The sequence below is a fragment of the Aeromonas sp. 600948 genome, from assembly GCF_049174875.1.
Lineage (GTDB): Bacteria > Pseudomonadota > Gammaproteobacteria > Enterobacterales > Aeromonadaceae > Aeromonas > Aeromonas veronii_A.
In genome coordinates this window covers 14,060-29,557 of the sequence record NZ_JAAKTY010000007.1, presented here as the reverse complement: position 1 = coordinate 29,557, position 15,498 = coordinate 14,060, and the positions used below count along the sequence as shown (strand labels likewise).

The window sequence follows — 15,498 nt, the reverse complement described above, 5'->3', positions numbered from 1 at the left end:
GTGTATTTTTTTCTTCAAAATAAGCCGTCATTTAATGAGGTATCGTCAACGGGAGTGCAAAAAAATGCCGGAAAATTACCGAATCGATAATCTCGATCAGGCCATCCTCACCGCTCTGATGGAGAATGCGCGGATCCCTTACGCAGAACTTGCGAAACAACTGGCGGTCAGCCCGGGCACCATCCATGTGCGGGTGGAGAAGATGAAACAGGCGGGGATCATCGAGGGGACACGGGTGCAGGTTAACCCCAAGAAGCTGGGTTACGACGTCTGCTGCTTTATCGGGATCAATCTGAAGAGCGCCAAGGATTACCCCTCGGCACTGGCCAAGCTGCAGGCGCTGGACGAGGTGGTGGAGGCCTACTACACCACCGGCCACTACAGCATCTTCATGAAGGTGATGACCCGCTCCATCGACGAGCTGCAGATAGTGCTGATCAACAAGATCCAGACCATCGACGAGATCCAATCCACTGAAACCCTGATTTCGCTGCAGAATCCGATCCTGCGGGACGTGAAACCTTGAGTCGGAGTGCATAAGGGGGAGGGCATAGAGATCCATCTCCCGTGCGAAACCCTGACCCCTTGATCAGGGTTCGATATAGGGGATGGCGTACTTGTCGTAGAGGGCCTTGAGGCTGCCGTTGCGCTTCATGCGCAGCAGTTCGGCATCGTAGGCCGCCATCAGGGCGGGGGTCTGTGCATCCGCTCGTGCGCGGGCCCAGGTGTTGAAGTAGGGGCTGCTCTTGAGCGGTTTTGGCAGGTAATCGACCTTGCCCGTCAGCCCCTCCTCCTTGATCTGGGTGAAGGCGGTGACCAGCGGCATGGGCACGGTATCGATCCGTCCGGCCAGCAGTTTACGCAGTTGCAGCTGGTTCATGGTGATCTCCTGAAACTGATAGGCCGGGTCGGTCATGGCCGCTGCCAGTTCAGGGGTATAGGAGAAATCCCTGGTCACGCCGATGCGCCAGGGTTTGAGATCGGCCAGCGTTTCGTAGCGGATCTTCATCAGGTCTGCCTTGCGCACGAAGAAGTGCCAGCTGTGGCGAAGATGGGCCTGTTGGGGATAGATGAGATAACTCTCCCGCTCTGCCTTGTAGGAGTGGGTCATCACCAGATCGCAGGCGCCTGTTTCGGCGTTGCGGGTGAGGCGGGCACCGGAGTCGGCCAGCTCGATCCGAAAGGGCGTCTCCAGCTTGTCGAAGATGGCGGTGACGATGTCTATATCGAGCCCGCGGGGTTTCTGATCGGCATCGAGAAACTTGAGCGGGGGCTCCATGGTGCCGCAGATCACCAGCTCTTTGGCGGGCAATCCGAGTGGAAACAGCAACCAAAACAGGGGGATCACACGCAAACTACGTCTCCTGAGCCCGTTTGAAGATATTCCAAGACCTGATTCCAGTATATTGGATGGCACCTGATCCGTTAGAAGCGACTGTTTATGGCAAATCCTGAAATCGAGAGCCCGCTGGACGGGATCGACAAGTTGACCGTCTCGCTCTACCGCCTTGGCTTGAGTGCGGCTGCCCTGTTGCTGCTTTGCCGCGGTGCGGCGCTGCTGAGCGGGATGGCACTGCTCCCGTCGGCACAATGGTTGGTGTCGCTGGCAGTGGCAAGCGCAATATGCGGCTTCTCGCTGCATATCTACGACAAGCGGATTCGCCTGATTCTGCAGGGGTTTGGGTGGGGCGCGTTGGCCCTGGCTGCGGTGGGGGCGCCGGATGCGCTGGTGCTGGGAGCGGCCTTGGCGACCCTCTCCGGGCTGGCGTTCAAGGAGCAGTTTTGCTTCTCGATTCCCGGCATCAAACTGGTGCCCATTTTGCTGCCGGCGTTATGGCTGCTGGAGTGGTTGCGGGTGGAGTGGGCCGCCGCACTGGTGGCGCTGGTATGCGGGGCCCTGTTGACCTTGCTGGCGCTGGCCAAGTGGCGGATGCCCCTGCACTTCGATATCGGTGACAAGGGGCGTTACCAGATCTAGGTCTGCTGGCACACCTTCATCTGCTGGTTGAGGGCCTGCATCACCTGACGGCGGCTGATGATGCCGATCACCTTGCCCTGTTGCAGCACCGGGTAGATCTTGGGCTTGGCATCGGCCATCTGGCGAGCCAGATCCAGAATGCTCTCATCCGGCCCGACCGAGAGGGGCGAGCGGTTCATCAGATCCTCCACCCGGGTGCGGGTATCGCAGTGGTAGCTGCCGGTGAGCAGGCTGGGGATGCAATCTTGTTCGGAAAGAAAGCCGATAAGCCGTTTTTGCTCATCCAGCACCGGCAGGCCGCCAAGACCCGATTGATGCAGGCGATCCAGCGCCTCGGCCAGGCCGAGTCCGGCAGTGAGGGAGTGGGTCAGGCGACCCATGTGGTGGTGTACTTTCAGCATGGTGGTGACTCCGCAAGAGGGGGATGCCGCCACTATGACGCGGGTGGGTGGCCCGCGACCAATGGCTTGTGCCGCAGAGATTGATAGGCACCGGCCATCGGCGGTGATCCGCTGGCAGGCGGGCTTCGTTCATGCAAGACCATGAAAGGGAAAGGAGATCATATGCGTGCATTGGTAACGGGCTGTGGCCGTCGACTCGGATTTTATCTCTGTGAACAGCTGGTGGCAGCGGGTTGGCAGGTGACGGGCAGCTATCGCAGCGAGCGGCCGGAGCTGGCCACGCTGGCTGCATTGGGGGTCGAACTGGTGCAGGCGGATTTTGGCCGGGAAGAGGACGTTGGCAAGCTGATCGGTGTGCTGGCTGCCCATCAGGATCTGGCGCTGGTGATCCACAACGCCTCTGCTTTCGAACCTCAGGCAACTGATCCGGCGGCGCAACTGGCCCAGTTCGAGCAGTTCTACCGGGTACACATGGCGGCCCCCTTCCAGCTTAACCGGGCGCTGGCCCCTCAGCTTGCCAGCAACCCCAACGCCAGCATCATTCACATCACCGATATCTATATCCATGCCCCGGCCCCCCGTTTTGCCAGCTATGTGGCCACCAAGGCGGGAGCCCATTCGCTGGCCATGAGCTTTGCCCGCGAGCTGGCGCCCACGGTTCGGGTCAACACCATAGAGCCAGGGCCGATCCTGTTTCTCGATGAACATGACGAGAGCTGGCGCCAGCAGGTGTTGGCGAAAACGCCGCTGGCGCGGGAGGGTGGACTTGAGCCCATCTGGCAGGCGGTGCAGCTACTGGTGGGGAACAGTTATATGACGGGTGCCAGCATCAAGGTAGATGGCGGGCGTGCTCTGGCCAACCTCTGAGGGGTTGCCGAGCACCAGCGGCCCCAGCCCGACCTGCCGGGTCAGCAAGCCCTTGCCGGGTTTGAGCTTGCCCGACTGGGCGGGGAGCGTCACTTGCAGCGCCACCTTGGGGTCATGCACCTCGCCATGGCCGTATAGCTCTGCCAGCAGCTCCGCCAGATAGGAATCGACCTCTGCCGAGGCAAAGTCACCGCTCCTGTTGCTGGCCAGAATATCGATGTCGAGTGGCCGGTCGTGCACCTTGCAGAGCGGATCGCTGCGATCACGGCCGTGAGCCACCTCGAGGGCGACAAAGTGCTGCTTGAGGCGGGCGGTATCGAGCGGGCTCTCCACCACCAGCAGGCAGTTGAGAAAGTCGTGGCTGGAGTGCATTCCCACCGGCTTGGTGCGGATCACCGAACTCAGCCGAAGGGGACCGACGTTCTCAAACAGCTCGGCCAGCGCGCGGCTGACATGGATATGCGGGTCAATATTGGAACCAATGCTACACAGATAGAACATGCTGACCTTCCCGGGGTTGGGCTCATCTGAAATGTATACGCAGCTCACGGTTATCGGATTAACTATGGCTTAACATTGTCTTATCTATTGTGATCCGGCACTGATTGGCAGAAAGGAGGTTTGCATGAGTGTGGAGCTGAAATGGGCGCTGTTGACCGCTTCGGGTGCGCTGGCGCTGATCATGATTATCTGTCTGGCCTCTGTCGCGTTGGCGTGAATCACCACAATCCAGATAATCCAAACCGGCCTGTTGGCCGGTTTTGTTTTTCTGGGCGGTGCAGCTATGCTGGCGCACCGGTGAGAACGCAAGAGAAGAGATGATGACCAAGGTTCGCCCACGCTCCCTGCTGCAGGTGGTATTGATGGGATTCGTGCTGGTATTGATGCCGCTGGGCGGCATGATCTGGCACAACAGCACCTCCCTTGCCCACCTCAGCCAACTCACCAGCGACGAGATGGAGCGGGCGGTCAAGGATACCCGCCGCGCCACCCTACTGACGGCGCAGGCCATCGATATCGAACGCACCTTGCGCCGCTTCGCGGTGCTGGGTGATCGCCGCAGCCTCACCAGCTACCAGCAGCAACTCGACGGGTATCGGGTGTTGCTGGCAGAACATCGCAGCTCTATCTCCGACGGTCAGCTCTACAGGGGGCTCGATCAGGGGCTGGCTTGGCTCGACAGCTTGCAGGATGCCGCGCTGGCCCAGGCTGCGGTGGCGGGGGACAAGCTAGAGCTGTTTAACGATGCCAACAAGCAGCTTGAGATGGTCACCCGCAGCCGGGTTGACGAACACATGGATCGGGTGCGACTCACCATCGCCGGACTGACCAGGGAGCTCTGGTGGGTGAGCGGCGCTGTAGCGGCGCTCAGCCTGCTGATGGTCTTTATCTTCACCTACCTGATCATCCATCCGGTACGACAGATTGAGTCGCGCATCTTGAGCCTGGGGGCGGGGGTCGAGCCGGATCCAAGGCCGGTAGATGGCCCCGCCGAGCTGGTGTTGCTGGGGGAGCGGATCCTCTGGCTTTACGACAAGCTCAAGGAGCTGGAGCAGCAAAAGTACCAGTTTCTGCGTCATGTTTCCCACGAGCTCAAGACCCCGCTAGCGGTGCTGCGGGAGGGGTCGGATCTGCTCTGCGAGCAGCTGGTCGGGCCGTTGACGCCGGATCAGCTGGAGATCTGCCAGATGCTGGACGAGAGCAGTCGCCGTTTGCAAACCCTGATCGAGCGGTTGCTCGACTTCAATCGACTCACCCAGCAGGAGGCATTTGAGCTGGAATCTGTCCCCCTGCTGCCCATGCTGTCAGAACTCACCATCGAGTACCGGTTGGCATTGGAGTCCAAGCAGATCCGTGTACACTTGCCGACCGGGCCGGTTACCCTGTGGGCGGAGCCCTACCGGTTGAGACTGATCCTCGATAACCTCTTCTCCAACGCTGTCAGTTACGGCGCCAGCGGGGGCAATATCTGGATCAGGGCAGGGCAGGATGAACAGACAAGCTGGCTGGAGGTAGCCAACGAGGGGCCAGAGATCCCCGCTGCCGATCAGCAACGTATTTTTGAACCCTTCGAACAAGGCAGTACAGTGCGACAAGGTGTATTGAAAGGCTCTGGTATGGGCCTCTCTATCGCACGGGAGTCTGCCCATAGTCTCGGAGGTGAGTTGGTTCTGGTAAGAGATGAACAGGCGGATGTCTGCTTCAGGTTGACGTTGAAAAGAGAACTATGAAGATACAGCGCGTATTTCCAGCCCTGATGATGGGGTTGCTCGCGGGTTGCGCCCTGCTGCCACAGCACGAACAGCAGAACTCCACCGATATCGCTTTTGCCAAGCGGATGGAGTTTGCCAACAAGGAGATGCAGGTACGTCTGCAATACTCCGACTGGTTGCTGGCCAGTCACCCCCAGCAGCGGATGCAGGAGCGTCAACGCCTGAAAGGGGCGGATGATCTGGAGAGCCGGGTCAGTCTGGCGATGGTGGATTCCCACCCGGCCGAATCGGTGGCCAATCGTACCGCCGGGCTGGCGCGCCTGAAGCAGATGCTGCCCGAGCTGGGTCTCGATGCGCAGGCATTTTTGCGCAGCTGGATTGCCCTCGGCGAACAGCTGCTGGCTCGCGACAGCCGACGCGATGATCAGAGTCAGGAGATCCAGCGGTTGCGTCGCCAGATCGAACAGCTGACCGCCATCGATGACCAGCTCAACCAGCGCAAGCTCAACGAGCATCGTGAGGTAATACCATGAGCCGGATCTTGCTGGTGGATGATGACGTCAGCCTGCTCAAACTGATGAGCATGCGGCTGCGCAGTCAGGGTTATGAGGTGGATACTGCCGACAGTGCGGAGGGAGCCCTCGACCGGCTGCGCCAGCAGCGGGCCGATCTGGTGCTGAGCGATCTGCGGATGGGGGGCATGGACGGTCTGGCGCTGTTCGAGCGGATCCAGGCCCAGTGGCTGGGGCTGCCGGTGATCATCATGACCGCCCACGGCACCATCCCGGATGCCATTCAGGCGACCCGCTCCGGCGTCTTCAGCTTTTTGACCAAGCCCATTGACAAGGATGAGCTGCTGGCCACCATAGAGCATGCTCTCAGCCTGACCCGGCCGAAACAGCAGCAGGAGTGGCAGTCACTGATCCTGACCCGCAATCCCCAGTTGGAACAGTTACTGATCCAGGCTCACAGCATCGCCACCATGGAGGTGCCGGTACTGATCATGGGGCCGTCAGGCTCCGGCAAGGGGGCGATGGCGCAGGCGCTGCACCAGGCCAGCCAGCGCCGCGACAAGCCGCTCCATACCATCAACTGCGCCGCCATTCCCTGGGCTTCCCTCGATCTGCAACTGTTTGGTGAAGATGGTCAGTCCGGGCTGTTCGAGCAGGCCAAGGGGGCGACCCTGTTTCTCGACGAAATTGGCAGCCTGTCGGAATCCTTGCAGGCCAAGCTGCTGCAGGTGATGGAGGAGTATGGCCAGGGCACGCCGGAGGTGCGTGTGCTCAGCTCCAGCCATCAGGATCTGGTCAAGGCGATGGAGGAGGGACGCTTTCGGGAAGATCTCTTCTATCGTCTCAACGTCGCCAATATCACCTTACCGTCTCTCAGTGCCCGCAGTGAAGACATTCCGCTGCTGGCCAGACAGGCGCTGGATGATTATCGCTGCCGCCACAGCGACTGCGCCGCGATGGGCTTCTCGCCGGAGGCGCTGGCGATGTTGGCCGCAGCTGCCTGGCCCGGTAACGTGCGTCAGCTCTGCAATCTGGTGGAGCAACTCGCCAGCCTCTGTTGCAGCCCGGTGATCGGGGTCTCCATGGTGGAGTCCGCCCTGAGCGGCGGCGGTGGTGGCATCCCTTCCTTCAATGAGGCTCGTGCCGAATTCGAGAAGGAATATCTGATCCGTTTGCTGCGCACTACCGAGGGCAACGTGACTCTGGCGGCCAACCTGGCGGGTAGAAACCGCACCGATTTTTACAAGTTATTGAATCGGCACGGTATCGAAGCAGCAAACTTCAAATCGAAGGGATAAATCAGGCGGGATCAACCACCGCCGGAGCGGCATCGGCTTTTTGAGTTTTATGGGAGAGCCAGAGGCCGCTCGCCTTCATCAGGTAACCGAACAAGGCGCCAATGATGAGGGAGGGCAGGATCAGCCGCCACTCGCCAGCCGCCCCGAAGGTGGCACAGCAACCGGCAAAGGTGCCGGGAATGTAGCCGAGCCACTGCTGCTTGGCCTGTACGCACATCAGGGTGGCGACCACCCCCGTCATCACATAACCCGCCACACCCGCTCCCCACAGACTGTCGCCATGGATCAGCAGCAGTGCCCACAGCATGCCGCTGGTGTTGCAGAAGATGGTCTGCAGCAGCGCCTTGTAGCCGCCGCTTGACGCGAAATAGCTGGTGCAGCCGAGAAAGCCGACCCAGGAGATAAGGCCGAACGCGACGGCAACCCAGCCCCAGACGGCGGAGAGAATTCCAGTAGTGATGGCGATGGCGATCAGTGGGCTCATGGGGCGACTCTTCAGTTGGCTTCGCAAAATGGGCAGCCTACCCCCGGCAATCGGGGCGGCAAGCGGGGGCAGAATTGTGTGTGATCTTCATCACCCTTTTCAACTCAGGAATACGCTTGCGCTCGCGAAAAAAATTCATTGGTGACCGGCCTGACAGTCGGCCATAGTTAGAGGCCCTGTCCTGCTCATGGAGTGAGTCTGATGGCGCCAAATGTGATCGTTCCCCTGCTGGTGTTCGTAGTCCTGTTTCTGGTCGGCACCATGGCCAAGGCACTGCCCCTGCACCACATGATGTAAATTTGTGTGAAATAAAAATCTGCCGGGGCGGGTCTTATCCGTAGTGCCTCACTCAGCCCCGGGAGTTTTTCATGTTGATCAAGCGTCGTACCGCCCACCCCCTCACCGAACAGGATGTCACCCCGGAAGCTGTTTATCAGGACCGCCGCCTTATTCTCAAGGGGCTGGGTCTGGGCGCGGCCACCCTGGCGTTTCCCACTCAGGCCGGAGTGCTCGACCTGCTGCGCGGCAAAGAGGATGCTCCCCTGTTAGCCACCAGGCCGCTCAACAGCAAGCCTGCCGAGCGCCCGGCCAATATGGTGCTGACACCGGAAGAGAAGGCAACCAGTTACAACAACTTCTATGAGCTCGGCACCGACAAGTCCGACCCGGCTCGCAACGGCCATTACCTCAAGCCCGAACCCTGGACCCTCAAGGTGGAGGGGGAGGTGGCCAAGCCCTTTACCCTCGATGTGTGGGACCTCATCAACAAGAGCGAGTTGGAGGAGCGGATCTACCGACTGCGCTGTGTCGAAGCCTGGTCCATGGTACTGCCCTGGAACGGCATCTCGCTGGCGGAGATTATCCGCCGTGCCGAGCCCACCAGTCGCGCCAAGTTTGTTGCCTTCGAAACCCTGTTTGATCCGAAACAGCTGCCGGGGCAGGCCTCCAGGTTGGGGGGCGGCATCGAGTATCCCTACGTCGAAGGGCTGCGTATCGACGAGGCGATGCACCCTCTCTCTTTCCTTGCGATGGGGCTCTACGGCAAGACCCTGCCCGCCCAGAATGGCGCGCCGATCCGCTTGGTAGTGCCGTGGAAGTACGGCTTCAAGAGCATCAAGAGCATCGTCTCGATCCGGCTGGTGGAGGAGATGCCGCCGACCACCTGGAATCTGCTGGCTCCCAACGAATATGGCTTCTACGCCAACGTCAATCCGCAGGTGGATCATCCGCGCTGGAGTCAGGCCAGCGAGCGCTTTGTCGGCGAGGGCGGGGTGTTTGGCGCCAAGCGTCAGCCGACCCTGATGTTCAACGGCTATGGTGACGAAGTCGCCTCGCTCTATCAGGGGATGGATCTGCGCCAATGGTACTGAGATTGAAACCGGCCCATATCAACGGCTTGCGGGCACTGGTGCATCTGGGCGCTCTCGGCTTCCTGCTCTGGCTGTGGTTTGCCATTCCGGCAGGTCTGCTGGGGGGCGATCCGGTGCCAGAGCTTATCCACTACCTCGGCAAGGGGGCGCTCAACCTGCTGCTGCTCACCCTGCTGGTGTCGCCGCTGGCCAAGCGCTGGCGGCAGGGGCAGCTCATCAAGCTGCGCCGCCCCCTCGGGCTCTGGTGTTTTGCCTGGGCGCTGCTCCACTTCATGGCGTGGCTGGGGCTGGATCTGCAGTTTGACTGGGGGCTGATTGGCGGCGAGCTGGTCAAGCGCAGCTACATAGTGGTGGGGATGGTGGCCCTGCTGCTGCTGGCCGCCCTCAGCATCACTTCGCTGCCCGCATTGCAGCGCAGCATGGGCGCTGCATGGCAGAAGCTGCACAACTGGGTCTATGCCATCGCCCTGCTGGTGCCGGTGCACTACTGGTGGTCGCTCAAGAGCGGTTGGGGGGAGCCTCTCATCTACCTGCTGCTGGCCTGCGCCCTGCTCTGGCCGAGACGGGAGAAGCTGCTGCGCCCCATGCGGGGACGCTGGAATGCAAAAGAGGCCTAATCGGCCTCTCGTTGTTTGATCTCGCCGGTGTAGGCATCGACGATGAGATGCACCTTCTGATCCTGGCGATTGAGGGTTTTGACCTCGAATTTGTCCCCTTCCAGCTCCACTTCCCGAATGTCGTGATACCCTTGCGCCAGCAACAGTTTGACCAGACCGGCCATGTCGAGACGGCTCTGGGCCGCCCAGCTTGTGGCACTCAACAGGCAAAGGATAAGCAGGAAACTGCGCGGGATCATATTCATTCCGGATTCATGGCTGGCAGACTATAAACGCCATTATGTTAGGTTTTTGGAGATAAATCATCCATGAATAGAGCGCTCCCTCTGCTCGGGTTATTGCTGCCGGTGCTGGCACAGGCGGTCATGCCTGATGAAGCCCAGCTGCAGCAAGCTGTCCATGAGGGACGGGTTCGGCCCTTCCATGAAATGATGGAGGTGGCGGCCAGATTGCCGGTGCGGGTGTTGCGGGTGGATCTGGGGGAAGAGGATGGTATCTGGCTCTATGAACTGCGAGTCATCGATCGGGAAAACAGCGTGATCAAGGTAGCCTATCGGGCCGACAACCTTGAGCTGGTGTGGGCCAAGGGCCACCATCTGGAGCGGCTGTTCGAGCCGCCAAAGCCCCCGGTCGAGGATGATGAATAACCCCTGTGTGGAAGCCTGTTCATGCGAATTCTGATTGTTGAAGACGAAAAAATTCTGGCTGGCCAGCTGGCTGAACAGCTGCGCCTCTCCGGCTTTGTCACCGACCTCTGCCATGATGGCAACGAGGCCGGTTTTCTCGGAGAGACCGAACCTTACGATGCCATCATTCTCGACCTCGGCTTGCCTGGGCGCGATGGCCTGAGCGTGTTGAAGGAGTGGCGCAGCAAGGGAATCGATACCCCGGTGCTGGTACTGACCGCCCGTGGCCAACTGCACGAGAAGATCGAGGGGCTCAATGCCGGTGCCGATGACTACCTCACCAAGCCGTTCCAGGTGGCCGAGCTGGTGGCGCGGGTGCATGCGCTGGTGCGCCGGGCGGCAGGCAACGCCAGCTCCGTTCTGGAGATTGGCGGGGTACGGCTCGATATGGCGGCTTCCCAGGTGTGGTACGAAGGGACCCCCATCAAGCTGACCGCCCACGAGTTCCGGGTGCTGGGTTACCTGATGCAGCATCGGGGCAAGGTGGTGTCGCGCAGCGAGCTGATCGATCACATCTACGCTCAGGATTTCGACCGTGACTCCAACACAGTAGAGGTGTTCATCGGCCGGATCCGCAAGAAGACCCATCCCGACTTGATTGAGACAGTGCGTGGTCTCGGATACCGGATCAACGAATGAGGCTGGTCCGAACCCTGCGGGGGCGGCTGCTTGCCATTGCGCTGGTGTGGTGCGGGCTGTTCCTGTTCGCCACCGGCTTCAGCCTGCAGACCATGATGCGCAACTACTGGCAGGAGGCAGAGGCTGACGGCTTGCGCCTGCAACTCTACGATCTGCTCTCCCGGCTGGAGGTGGAGAAGAGTGGTCTGCCTGTGGTGATCGAACCGATGGCCGATCCCCGTTTCAGCCAACCTTACTCCGGCTACTACTGGCAGTTGGAACTGGGGGAAAATGTGGTGGGCCGCTCCCGATCCCTGTGGGACACCCATCTGGTGAGCCGTGGCCTCAAGTCTGCCTTTGGCGATCCTGACCTCTTTTTTGGCAAGGGCCCCAACAAGGAGCCGCTGCTGATCATGACCCGCACCGTGCTGTTGCCCGGTTCGGATCGGGTCTTTACCCTGGTGATGGCCAAGGACAGCAGCACCCTGATCCAGACCCTGAAGAAAACTCGCATCAGCCTGTTCCTCGGTCTCGGCTTTGCCGCCGCCGGTCTGGTGCTCGGCTTCATGTTCCAGATCGTCTATGGTTTGCGGCCGCTGCATCTGCTGCGCCGTGAACTGGGGCGGGTTCACGAGGGTCATCAGGAGGGATTCCGGCTGCGCTATCCGCTGGAGATCCAGCCGCTGGTTGAGGATATCAACCGGCTGCTGCACCACTACGGCGAGCTGCTGCAGCGTGCCCGTGCCCACACCGGCAATCTGGCTCACGCCCTCAAGACGCCGCTCAGCATCATGCGCAATCAGGTTGCCCAGTTGCCGCCGGAGGATCAGGCCGCCATCGGCGAGCAGCTCGACCAGATCCAGCGCCATATCGACTATCACCTCGGTAAGGCGCGGGTGACCGGCGCCGCCAAGATCCTCGGGGTGTCGACCCCGGTGCGGGCGCGGGTGGAGTATATCTGCCGCGCCTTCTCCCGCCTCTATCCGGGCAAGACGGTGGATCTGCAAGTGCCCGCCAATCTGGCGGTCGGGGTGGAGGAGCAGGACTTCGACGAGATGGTGGGCAATTTGCTGGAGAACGCCTTCAAATGGTCCGCCAGCGAGCTGCGTATCTCCAGCGCCGAGCTGGGGGGCTGGATCACCCTGCGTATCGAGGATGACGGCCCCGGCATGAGCGAGGATCAGATCGCCAAGGCGGTGCTGCGCGGGGTGCGGCTCGACGAGAAGGTGCCGGGTTCCGGTCTCGGTCTCAACATCGTCTCCGATCTGGCGGAAGCCTATCGCGGCAGCTTTATTATGGGCCGCGCCGAACTGGGCGGGCTGGCCGCCTCCCTCTCGTTGCCCAAGGTGGCAAGGGTCGAGAGCTAGGCATAAGATATGGCATTTGTTTTAGCCTGAGGAAGAGAACCATGACCGACGATCCGTGGGCCCTGTGCCATCTTGACGATTCATTCGATGCCTCTGTACTGGGGGTCAAGGGCGCCCAGATCCAGTGGTTTGAAGATCGGGATGGCCTGATTGCCTATCTGCTGGAAGATTTTGTCGACCTGCTGGCCGATGTGGGCGAACTGGACGAGGAGCAGACCGAGCAGGCGCGCGAGCGCTTCACCCTGCTGGTGGAGCAGAGCTTCGACGATCGCACCCTGATGGATGCCATCAACGATCTCGCCTCTGGGCTGCGCCGCATCGCCTGGTTGGGGCCGCTCTCGGAGCTGGCCGAGATCAGCGACGAGTTTGCCTCCGGCCTGCGCCGCTATTTCTGGAGCCAGTACGACGGGGATGAAGATGACCCGGACGCCTGGGTGCCGGAAGAGCTGTGGCCGCAGCTGGTGGAGTGCGCGCAGGAGTATATGGAAGAGGGGGATTTTTAAATCCGTCCGGACTATGTGTGCTCTTTGGCAGACAGATAAAGAAACGGCGCCTTGATGGCGCCGTTTTTATTGGGTGGCAATCGCCTTAGCCGTTGGCCGGTACCGCGTGGGCGGTGTTGGCCAGTACCGGGCCTGTGTACTTCTCGATCTGCAGCTGGGCCATGTGGCCGCAGTTGCCCTGCGCCAGACTGGACGAGCCTTCGTCAAAGGTGAGGCAGTTGACGTTGCCGTTCTTGCAGATGCTACCCGCTTCGCCCGGCTTGGCCGGGTCGTACCAGGCCCCTTCACAGATCCGCACCACCCCTTGGCGCACATCTTCGGAGAGCAGGGCGCCCACCAGGATCTGGCCGCGCTCGTTGAAGGCGCGCACCAGATCCCCCTGGGCGATACCACGAACCTTGGCGTCGGCGGGATGGATCATGATCGCTTCGCGGTCTGCGATGGCGAACTTGTCCCGCAGCGGAGTGTTGTCGAGCTGGGAGTGCAGCCGCTGGGTCGGGTGGGAGGTGTTGAGCGACAGCGGATAGCGCGCCGCCACCTCGCTCTTCACCCACTCCTTGGGCTCATACCACTTGGGATGGCCGGCGCAGTCGGCGTAACCCATCCCCGCCACCGTGTTGGAGAAGATCTCGATCTTGCCGGACGGGGTGCCGAGCGGGTTGAGCAGCGGATTCTCGCGAAAATCGGCGTGACGGATCCACTGGCGGTTGGCCTCGGGGATCGGGAAGCGGATGTAGTTGTTGGACTCCCAGAACATGTTGAACGGCGGCAGCGCCACGCGGGCACCGCGGGCCTGCGCCGCCATGCCGTCGTACATCTGCTTGAGCCACAGCATCTCGTCCTTCCCTTCGGTGTACTGCTCCTGCACGCCCAGCTTGGCGGCGATGGCGCTGAAGATATCGAAGTCGTTGCGGGACTCGTGCTGGGGCGGCACGCACTGGTGCATCGGGAACACATAGCGCTGGGAGTAGTCGCCACCCATCTCCAGATCGTTGCGCTCGTAGCTGGTGGTGACCGGCAGCACGATATCGGCGTGCTTGGCAGTCGCCGTCCAGTAGGGCTCGTGGACGATCACGGTCTGCGGCTTGCGCCACGCCTGCAGCAGGTTGTTGGTGTCCTGATGGTGGTGGAAGGGGTTGCCGCCCGCCACGTAGACCAGCTTGATGTCCGGATAGGTCACCTTGCGGCCGTTGAAGTCGATGGTCTTGCTCGGATTGGCGAGGCAGTCGGCGATGCGGGCCACCGGGATCGGGGCCGGGCTGTTCTTCGGTGCGTTGCCGGCGGAGATCCCCGCCAGAATGCCGCCTTTGGCGGTGGGGCTGCCACCGGAGGAGTAGTGGTAGCTGAAGCCGTAGCCGCCGCCCGGCAGGCCGATCTGGCCCAACATGGAGGCCAGAGTGACCAGCATCCAGTTCGGCTGTTCACCGTGCTGCTGACGCTGCATACCCCAACCGGCCATGATCATGGTGCGCTTGGCGGCCATATCGAGGGCCAGCTGGCGGATCACCTTGGCATCGACGCCGCAGACAGTGCTCGCCCACTCGGCGCTCTTCGGCTGACCGTCATCCTTGCCGAGCAGGTAGTTCAGGAACTTGTCGAAGCCGACGGTGTAGCGATCGAGGAAGGCCTGATCGTGCTTCTTCTCGCTATAGAGGGTGTGAGCCACCCCCAGCATCATGGCCACATCGGTGTAGGCGTTCGGGGCAATCCACTCGGCGCCGACCAGCTTGGCGGTCTCGTTGTAGACCGGATCGATGCTGATGACGCGGGTGCCTTTCTCTTTCAGCGCCTTGAAGCCGGCCTGACCTTCATGATCCGGCATGTTCCAGCTGTTCTTCAGGGTGACCTGAGCATTGACCCCCCACAGCACCACCAGTTCGGCGTTCTCCACCACGTTGGGCCAGGCGGTCTGCTGTTCGTACACCTCGATGGAGCCCATCACGTGGGACATGATCACCTGAGCCGCGCCGGTGGAGTAGTCACCGGCATAACCGGTGAAGCCGCCGGAGAGGTTCATCAGGCGGTGCAGCAGGGTGCGGCTGTTGTGGAACATGCCGACACTCTTCCAGCCGTAGGAACCGGCGTGGATCGCCTGCGGGCCGAAGTCACTCTGAACCCGCTGGATCTCGCCGGCCACCAGTTCGATCGCCTTGTCCCAGCTCACTCGTACCCATTCGTCGGCACCGCGCAGCTCCGGCTTGGCGCCCGGGCCATGCTCCAGCCAGCTTTTGCGCACCATGGGGTATTTGATGCGGTTCTTGGCGTGCACCTGGAACGGCGCCATGTCGATAAGGTCGTTCGGCGCCGGATCATCGGCCACCGGCTGGACGCGCACCATGCGGCCATCCTCGACTATCGCCTCGAAGGCACCCCAGTGGGCGCCGGTTAGAATGCCCTTCTGGGCGGGCACCAGGGTCGGGAACTGACTCAATGCGGTGCTGATGGCTTGCGCCAGCGCACTCTTGGGAAAAATGCCGCCGAGCAGGGGCAGGGCTGCGCAGGCGCCGAGCCCCTTGAGCAGGTTGCGGCGGGACAGATTGGTCTTCTTGTCATTGAAAAAAGTCATAACGGTTTTCCTCTGTGC

19 protein-coding genes are annotated in these 15,498 nt (G+C 61.2%); 13 read left to right on the top strand and 6 right to left on the bottom strand.

Annotated features, from left to right (window positions below):
• Positions 1-64 precede the first annotated feature (64 nt).
• Positions 65-526, top strand: a complete 462-nt coding sequence (asnC, locus tag G5182_RS08075; RefSeq protein WP_005339783.1) for a transcriptional regulator AsnC — start codon at positions 65-67, stop codon at positions 524-526.
• Positions 527-589: 63 nt separating this feature from the next.
• Here asnC and G5182_RS08070 read toward each other — a convergent pair whose 3' ends face one another.
• Positions 590-1,354 carry a substrate-binding periplasmic protein gene (locus G5182_RS08070; protein WP_227341790.1) on the bottom strand — a complete coding sequence of 255 codons (765 nt, stop codon included), beginning with the start codon at positions 1,352-1,354 and terminating at the stop codon, positions 590-592.
• 87 nt (positions 1,355-1,441) lie between these two features.
• Here G5182_RS08070 and G5182_RS08065 point away from each other — a divergent pair, with 87 nt between their 5' ends.
• A complete protein-coding gene (locus tag G5182_RS08065) occupies positions 1,442-1,978 on the top strand; it encodes a DUF2301 domain-containing membrane protein (protein ID WP_227341791.1) in 537 nt (178 codons plus the stop codon).
• Here the strand turns inward: G5182_RS08065 and G5182_RS08060 are convergent.
• Positions 1,975-2,379: a CBS domain-containing protein gene (locus G5182_RS08060; protein WP_005356342.1), complete on the bottom strand. Its 405-nt coding sequence runs from the start codon at positions 2,377-2,379 to the stop codon at positions 1,975-1,977. The two genes, G5182_RS08065 and G5182_RS08060, sit on opposite strands and share 4 nt — an antisense overlap.
• A 162-nt stretch (positions 2,380-2,541) precedes the next feature.
• Here G5182_RS08060 and G5182_RS08055 point away from each other — a divergent pair, with 162 nt between their 5' ends.
• Positions 2,542-3,246, top strand: coding sequence for an SDR family oxidoreductase (locus G5182_RS08055; protein ID WP_227341792.1), 705 nt, complete (start codon positions 2,542-2,544; stop codon positions 3,244-3,246).
• Here the strand turns inward: G5182_RS08055 and G5182_RS08050 are convergent.
• The gene (locus G5182_RS08050; protein ID WP_421254320.1) at positions 3,172-3,747 is read right to left on the bottom strand and encodes a 2-amino-4-hydroxy-6-hydroxymethyldihydropteridine diphosphokinase; all 576 of its coding nucleotides are present in this window, start codon (positions 3,745-3,747) and stop codon (positions 3,172-3,174) included. The two genes, G5182_RS08055 and G5182_RS08050, sit on opposite strands and share 75 nt — an antisense overlap.
• A gap of 124 nt (positions 3,748-3,871) precedes the next feature.
• Between G5182_RS08050 and G5182_RS08045 the strand changes: the two genes are divergently transcribed.
• From G5182_RS08045 to G5182_RS08030, 4 genes are all read left to right on the top strand, one after another.
• Positions 3,872-3,964: a YnhF family membrane protein gene (locus G5182_RS08045; RefSeq protein ID WP_216952243.1), complete on the top strand. Its 93-nt coding sequence runs from the start codon at positions 3,872-3,874 to the stop codon at positions 3,962-3,964.
• Positions 3,965-4,067: 103 nt separating this feature from the next.
• Complete coding sequence (locus G5182_RS08040) at positions 4,068-5,477, top strand: sensor histidine kinase (RefSeq protein WP_227342967.1); 1,410 nt, start codon at positions 4,068-4,070, stop codon at positions 5,475-5,477.
• Positions 5,474-5,992, top strand: a complete 519-nt coding sequence (locus G5182_RS08035) for a hypothetical protein (protein WP_227341794.1) — start codon at positions 5,474-5,476, stop codon at positions 5,990-5,992. The genes G5182_RS08040 and G5182_RS08035 overlap by 4 nt, the downstream gene beginning before the upstream one ends.
• A complete protein-coding gene (locus G5182_RS08030; RefSeq protein WP_216952241.1) occupies positions 5,989-7,269 on the top strand; it encodes a sigma 54-interacting transcriptional regulator in 1,281 nt (426 codons plus the stop codon). The genes G5182_RS08035 and G5182_RS08030 overlap by 4 nt, the downstream gene beginning before the upstream one ends.
• Before the next feature lies 1 nt (position 7,270).
• Here G5182_RS08030 and G5182_RS08025 read toward each other — a convergent pair whose 3' ends face one another.
• Positions 7,271-7,753, bottom strand: coding sequence for a DUF1097 domain-containing protein (locus G5182_RS08025; RefSeq protein ID WP_201937441.1), 483 nt, complete (start codon positions 7,751-7,753; stop codon positions 7,271-7,273).
• Positions 7,754-8,121: 368 nt separating this feature from the next.
• Between G5182_RS08025 and msrP the strand changes: the two genes are divergently transcribed.
• Both msrP and msrQ read left to right on the top strand, forming a co-directional pair.
• A complete protein-coding gene (gene msrP, locus G5182_RS08020; protein WP_227341795.1) occupies positions 8,122-9,123 on the top strand; it encodes a protein-methionine-sulfoxide reductase catalytic subunit MsrP in 1,002 nt (333 codons plus the stop codon).
• Positions 9,114-9,740, top strand: a complete 627-nt coding sequence (gene msrQ, locus G5182_RS08015) for a protein-methionine-sulfoxide reductase heme-binding subunit MsrQ (protein ID WP_227341796.1) — start codon at positions 9,114-9,116, stop codon at positions 9,738-9,740. The genes msrP and msrQ overlap by 10 nt, the downstream gene beginning before the upstream one ends.
• On the opposite strand, the gene G5182_RS08010 is transcribed toward msrQ, so the two are convergent.
• A complete protein-coding gene (locus G5182_RS08010; RefSeq protein WP_041202391.1) occupies positions 9,737-9,985 on the bottom strand; it encodes a PepSY domain-containing protein in 249 nt (82 codons plus the stop codon). The genes msrQ and G5182_RS08010 overlap by 4 nt on opposite strands.
• Positions 9,986-10,048: 63 nt before the next feature.
• Here G5182_RS08010 and G5182_RS08005 point away from each other — a divergent pair, with 63 nt between their 5' ends.
• From G5182_RS08005 to G5182_RS07990, 4 genes are read left to right on the top strand one after another with little or no spacing between them, the layout of a single operon-like run.
• Positions 10,049-10,387: a PepSY domain-containing protein gene (locus G5182_RS08005; RefSeq protein ID WP_227341797.1), complete on the top strand. Its 339-nt coding sequence runs from the start codon at positions 10,049-10,051 to the stop codon at positions 10,385-10,387.
• Positions 10,388-10,408: 21 nt separating this feature from the next.
• Positions 10,409-11,065 (top strand): response regulator transcription factor, encoded by a 657-nt coding sequence (locus G5182_RS08000; RefSeq protein ID WP_005341873.1) that lies wholly within the window; start codon positions 10,409-10,411, stop codon positions 11,063-11,065.
• Positions 11,062-12,411 (top strand): sensor histidine kinase, encoded by a 1,350-nt coding sequence (locus G5182_RS07995; protein WP_216952239.1) that lies wholly within the window; start codon positions 11,062-11,064, stop codon positions 12,409-12,411. The genes G5182_RS08000 and G5182_RS07995 overlap by 4 nt, the downstream gene beginning before the upstream one ends.
• A 41-nt stretch (positions 12,412-12,452) precedes the next feature.
• Positions 12,453-12,914, top strand: a complete 462-nt coding sequence (locus G5182_RS07990; protein ID WP_216952238.1) for a hypothetical protein — start codon at positions 12,453-12,455, stop codon at positions 12,912-12,914.
• A gap of 85 nt (positions 12,915-12,999) precedes the next feature.
• Here G5182_RS07990 and torA read toward each other — a convergent pair whose 3' ends face one another.
• The gene (torA, locus tag G5182_RS07985; protein WP_227341798.1) at positions 13,000-15,480 is read right to left on the bottom strand and encodes a trimethylamine-N-oxide reductase TorA; all 2,481 of its coding nucleotides are present in this window, start codon (positions 15,478-15,480) and stop codon (positions 13,000-13,002) included.
• Between the last annotated feature and the right edge of the window lie 18 nt (positions 15,481-15,498).

Coding starts and splice junctions, on each gene's coding strand:
- G5182_RS08025 (WP_201937441.1), bottom strand. CDS start 7,753: ATGAGCCCACTGATCGCCATCGCCATCACTACTGGAATTCTCTCCGCC.
- G5182_RS08045 (WP_216952243.1), top strand. CDS start 3,872: ATGAGTGTGGAGCTGAAATGGGCGCTGTTGACCGCTTCGGGTGCGCTG.
- G5182_RS07990 (WP_216952238.1), top strand. CDS start 12,453: ATGACCGACGATCCGTGGGCCCTGTGCCATCTTGACGATTCATTCGAT.
- msrP (WP_227341795.1), top strand. CDS start 8,122: ATGTTGATCAAGCGTCGTACCGCCCACCCCCTCACCGAACAGGATGTC.
- G5182_RS08035 (WP_227341794.1), top strand. CDS start 5,474: ATGAAGATACAGCGCGTATTTCCAGCCCTGATGATGGGGTTGCTCGCG.
- G5182_RS08060 (WP_005356342.1), bottom strand. CDS start 2,379: ATGCTGAAAGTACACCACCACATGGGTCGCCTGACCCACTCCCTCACT.
- G5182_RS08065 (WP_227341791.1), top strand. CDS start 1,442: ATGGCAAATCCTGAAATCGAGAGCCCGCTGGACGGGATCGACAAGTTG.
- G5182_RS08010 (WP_041202391.1), bottom strand. CDS start 9,985: ATGAATATGATCCCGCGCAGTTTCCTGCTTATCCTTTGCCTGTTGAGT.
- msrQ (WP_227341796.1), top strand. CDS start 9,114: ATGGTACTGAGATTGAAACCGGCCCATATCAACGGCTTGCGGGCACTG.
- G5182_RS08000 (WP_005341873.1), top strand. CDS start 10,409: ATGCGAATTCTGATTGTTGAAGACGAAAAAATTCTGGCTGGCCAGCTG.
- G5182_RS08030 (WP_216952241.1), top strand. CDS start 5,989: ATGAGCCGGATCTTGCTGGTGGATGATGACGTCAGCCTGCTCAAACTG.
- G5182_RS07995 (WP_216952239.1), top strand. CDS start 11,062: ATGAGGCTGGTCCGAACCCTGCGGGGGCGGCTGCTTGCCATTGCGCTG.
- G5182_RS08005 (WP_227341797.1), top strand. CDS start 10,049: ATGAATAGAGCGCTCCCTCTGCTCGGGTTATTGCTGCCGGTGCTGGCA.
- G5182_RS08040 (WP_227342967.1), top strand. CDS start 4,068: ATGACCAAGGTTCGCCCACGCTCCCTGCTGCAGGTGGTATTGATGGGA.
- G5182_RS08055 (WP_227341792.1), top strand. CDS start 2,542: ATGCGTGCATTGGTAACGGGCTGTGGCCGTCGACTCGGATTTTATCTC.
- G5182_RS08050 (WP_421254320.1), bottom strand. CDS start 3,747: ATGTTCTATCTGTGTAGCATTGGTTCCAATATTGACCCGCATATCCAT.
- asnC (WP_005339783.1), top strand. CDS start 65: ATGCCGGAAAATTACCGAATCGATAATCTCGATCAGGCCATCCTCACC.
- torA (WP_227341798.1), bottom strand. CDS start 15,480: ATGACTTTTTTCAATGACAAGAAGACCAATCTGTCCCGCCGCAACCTG.